Source organism: Bacillus sp. SRB3LM (assembly GCF_015712745.1).
Lineage (GTDB): Bacteria > Bacillota > Bacilli > Bacillales > Bacillaceae_G > Bacillus_A > Bacillus_A thuringiensis_K.
On the sequence record NZ_VWVQ01000055.1, the window covers coordinates 1 to 4,745 of the forward strand.

Here is a 4,745-nt window from a genome sequence, read left to right on the forward strand (position 1 = left end):
CCACTCCATCATTGTCGTTTTGAAACCATTGTCCGTTATTTTTGGGGAATTTGGAACCGTTGTTATAAAGGATTTTACCACCGTTACTAACAAAACCATTAAATGCATTAATTTAGGGTGTTTTGCTTTCTTTAATAGATGTATATAATGTGAGTTCACAGTTTACATTATATGATTCGGTATGGCTCTTTAGGTCAAAAGTAATAACTGATAGACTGCTTAAGTTAAAATGTTCAAAAAGTAATAATGAAAGCATTAATTAGAGGGAGTACTTTGTATATGATCCAACTCAATTATTTAAGTTGGAATTCAGTTTTTAGCAAATAAAGTAGTTAGTTGAACTTGAAAGTTTAATACTTTTAAGAGGATTTGATGTTTTAGAGAATGTAACTAAATTAACTATTATATAAACGTTATCAAAGTGTTATTTTAGTGTTTAAAATTACGTGAACGCTATCCGTTTTTGTAGCGGCTATCCTTTTCATATCAATGTTTATAAGCCTTTGAGAGAAATGCGACTTATACTAAAGTAGCTTATAGGGGTTGTTAAAAAATGTGTTGGTAAAGCTGAAAGTTCAGGAGCACATTATTTTAACATTGTAGTTTTATTTAAAATGAGCTATCATGCGATATTTGTAATAAAAAAACGTAATTTAAGTATTCAACATATAATTGCATTACAACAAGATTAAAAGAATTATAGGATGAGCGCTTATAAAGCGTTAATTTAACACTTTATAAAACGTGAACGCCATGCGTTCATAAACCGTTAAACCCATTTCTGTAGGGGGAGATATCCTTGCTTTGGTCCGAAAGTATAAAACTATTAAACTATTAAAAAGTTAGGGAATTACAGAACCTAACCAAGCTTCCCAAAAACCAATAAAAAACATTGTGCTAATTTTTGAAAATCATGATCAATACATGGATATTAATTAATACTGAGGATCTTTGCAATTCATAGGAAAGGCCATAGAAATATGTATATAATCTTGTCACGGTGGAATTGTCTTAAAACGCAATACAATTGCAAACAATAATCTAAATTTCATACAAGATTGAATTTAAATTTAAGTTGAGGAATAACTATATAGAATTTAAGTATACACACACTGAAATTTAGCATGAATACTAAGCGTTTATGTCGCGTTCTTCCTTTTAATTTGATTTGCTGAAATTTAGAAAAGGAATTAGGGAAAGGATGGGAAAACAGGGGTTCTTGAGTTTTTTTCAGTTGATAACATTATAGTTTAAATCAATTTACCATCTATGCATTGTACTTAGAAGGTATGTATGAAAGTTATTAAAAAGATTATAACTATAAAAACATTTGATGAGTGGTAGTTAGATTTGTATTATTAAAATTTCACTTTATTTTTGAAGTTAAATAGGTATTAAAAACAGACATAAGAAGAACTCCTTTTGAAGATCTATATTTAGCATTGTGAAGATGGGTTAAAAAATAAAAAAAAAGCGGTAATTACCGCTTTTTTTTATTGGGATACGTATTTGATAGAAAATATAACCCCCAATTAGTTTCGATTAAACAAACGTTGAATGAACGTTTTCTTAGTGTTATCCAGTTGTTCTTGTCGATCTTCATTTAGCAATTGAATTGTTTTATCTAGTTTTTCTTGTAGTAATTGAATTTGTAAATCTTTTTCTTCTTTTTCTGATCTTTCTTGTAATAATAAATTAATAATATCTTGGTTTTGTTGTACAATTTTTTCTTGTTGGTTAAACATATAAGAAAACTTATCTTGAATTATTGAAATATCCGCCTGTGAACGTTTCTGAAGTGTTACTTCAGTATCAATTTCTTCCTGAACGCTATCCGTTTTTCGTACGTTTTCTTCAACTATATCAATACTTCGCGTAGCGGCTTCTTCTAATTTCCAGTTTTGATTTAGGTATTCCTTCATTTGTTTTAAAATATCTATATCATTTTCATAATAAATTCGTTGGTTACGTTCATTTCTTTCAAATATGTACTCCATTTTTTCTAGTTCAATTGACCATCTACGAAGTGTATTAGTATTAATATCTAGTTGCTTTGCTACTTCTTGTGCAAAATATCCATATTCCAAACTTGACACCTCCATTATTTGTGTGTTAGATATTCTTTCTTTATTAGTAGGGGCATTCCTCTAATAATAGAGACTTTTATAGGGCTACAATGTAAAAGGACTTTACTACCTTCAAAAGGATTCCTGAGCAGATACTTGTCTTTTAGATTAGTCTATGTATCTAAAATTGTGGTTAATTAAATTATAAACGCTATCCGTTTTGATAACGTTCACCTTTGAAAACAAGAAAATATTTATTAAACAATACGATAATTAAAGGCTTACTTGAAATTTTATTATTAGAAGTTTGATTCCGATATAAGAATTTTACTAGATATATGTGTAAGAATCAAAGCTTTCATTAATAGAATTAGCATCTAGCTAATATTTTTTCAATTTGAAATACATTAAAAGTTTATAAGGGGATCTTTTGGAACGCTATGCGTTTAAGTAGCGTTTTACTAGTAAAAAGTAATACTCAATTTAAAATAGGGATATTTCTAATAATATTTTTGACTTTTAAAACGACTTAATCTTCGCCCAAAATACCTCTAATAATTTGTAAACTTTTATAAATTATTAGAGGTATTTAATCATAAACAGAAATAATGTTACAGAAGTTAAGGGAGAAGGGGAAGCACCCCATAGATTCAATTTAAAATAAATAGAATTTTATCAGATTTTAGGGAAGTCAATAACAAATATCTACATAATTATTTATATATTTTGCAAGTTGAATCGGATTCCCTAAAATTAGACAAAACAGGATGAATTCCAGAATGCTATATTAAATAAATCTTGTTTTAAAAATTAAAACCAATAAAAACATTAGAATATATTATGATGCCTTTAAACTTACTCTGGCAAGATATTCAGGATTTTCTCTTAGTAAATTTCAAATTAAATTTGATAGTTAATAATGAATTAACCATAAACAAATTATGGTTAATTGTATATGTAAATTGCCCAGAACTTCATAAAAAGGTTCTATAAAATGCTTTGGATATTGGAGTTTCTTGTGTCGAATAACAACAAATTTATGATTTTTTTTAGTAGATATGGTGCGCCCATAAGGGGGCAAGGAAAAACGGTGATTGCAAGCCGTTAGGCTAACCTTACATGACCTAGTATCACTTGGTTTACCTTGGAGGGAAACTGAAGGGGGACAACAGCATGCCAAGAAAGCCGTAAGTTGGCTAAGCATCAAGCCACGACTGAACGGCGAGATATAAAGTACGAATAAGGATAAAAGCTAGACTGCTTGAACGATAGCACAAGGGAGGCCACCGTAACTAATCTTGGAAGATGCTTACGAACGAGATTTAACAGATGTCATGAGGATAGTGTATGTCATCCTACATGAATAAGGTCATCTGTTGCCCGCTTCTATATAGAAGAAACGTGTGAACGTCGTATCCGAAATCGTACGTGCAAGTTCCTTGTCTACTAAATGGGGATTGCCTACGTCAGAATGCCAAAATGGCTATTAAGGATAACTTCAAGACCCAACAGTCAAGAAGTATGGCTTATGAATATCTGATATGGCAACGGAGCCTTCATAGTAGTCAGAGCTAGGGAAAGCCTAGTACAAGGCGAAGGAAGGCAGTCTGTTAGCTTATTACCAAATTGGGGAGGTGCGAAAGGCACTATGCAATGTCCAAAAGTAGTATTAAGCAATCTGCGAAAGAAGAGTCTCGATAAAAAGTATCAATATACAAGACTCTATCGAAATCTTTACAATCCAGATTTCTTTTTACTGGCATACAATAATCTAAGTAAAAACGATGGTGCATTAACTATGGGAGTAGACCAAAGGTCTATTGATGGATTTTCTATGGAAGAAGTAGAACAGCTCATTGAAGTGTTGAAAAACAAGAGTTATCAACCCTACCCGTCCAAAAGAGTCTATATACCGAAAAAAAATGGTAAGAAAAGACCTCTAGGAATACCCAGCTTCTGTGACAAATTAGTGCAAGAAGTTATTCGCATGATTTTAGAAGTAATCTATGAACCGAATTTTTCTAATTCCTCACACGCGTACCGGAAAAATAAAAGTTGTCATAGCGCTCTATTAGAAATAAAGCGTACTTTTACAGGAAGTAAATGGTTCATAGAAGGAGACATTCGGGGTTTCTTTGATAACATTGAACATCATACTTTAATGGGGATTCTGCGAAGAAAAATTTCCGATGAAAATTTCATAGAACTCATTTGGAAGTTCTTACGTGCGGGGTATTTAGACGAGTGGAAGTTTCACAACACATATAGTGGAGCTCCACAAGGTGGTATTATAAGCCCGATACTCTCAAATATTTACCTTAATGAATTGGACGTATATATGGAATCTTTTAAGAACAGCTTCAATCAAGGAAAGAGACGAAAGAAAAATCCTGAATATGAAAACGTACGAAGTAAAATGCGTAGGCTTGAGAAGAAAATTGATAATACCGATGAACAAGAAGACTCTGATAGTATCGAAAACTGGAAGCAAGAAGTGAAGGTACTGAAGAAAAAACTAACACAAATGCCTTACAGTGATCAAATGGACAATGAATATAGAAGACTTACTTATGTAAGATATGCAGATGACCTGGTCAAGAAAAACTGGAACATGAAATAGATTATGCAATTGATTTTGAATACTGATACGGAGTCATTCCATTTAATGATGAGTGCGGA

At 31.4% G+C, this 4,745-nt stretch carries 1 protein-coding gene and 1 pseudogene; one reads left to right on the plus strand and one right to left on the minus strand.

Features of this window, described 5'->3' with window-relative positions; genetic code table 11:
- Window positions 1-1,532: 1,532 nt before the first annotated feature.
- The gene (locus tag F3I02_RS19530) at window positions 1,533-2,087 is read right to left on the minus strand and encodes a MerR family transcriptional regulator (protein WP_196478312.1); all 555 of its coding nucleotides are present in this window, start codon (window positions 2,085-2,087) and stop codon (window positions 1,533-1,535) included.
- 1,627 nt (window positions 2,088-3,714) lie between these two features.
- Here F3I02_RS19530 and F3I02_RS19535 point away from each other — a divergent pair.
- A pseudogene (locus F3I02_RS19535) lies at window positions 3,715-4,662 on the plus strand (reverse transcriptase domain-containing protein); the annotation flags it as partial.
- Between the last annotated feature and the right edge of the window lie 83 nt (window positions 4,663-4,745).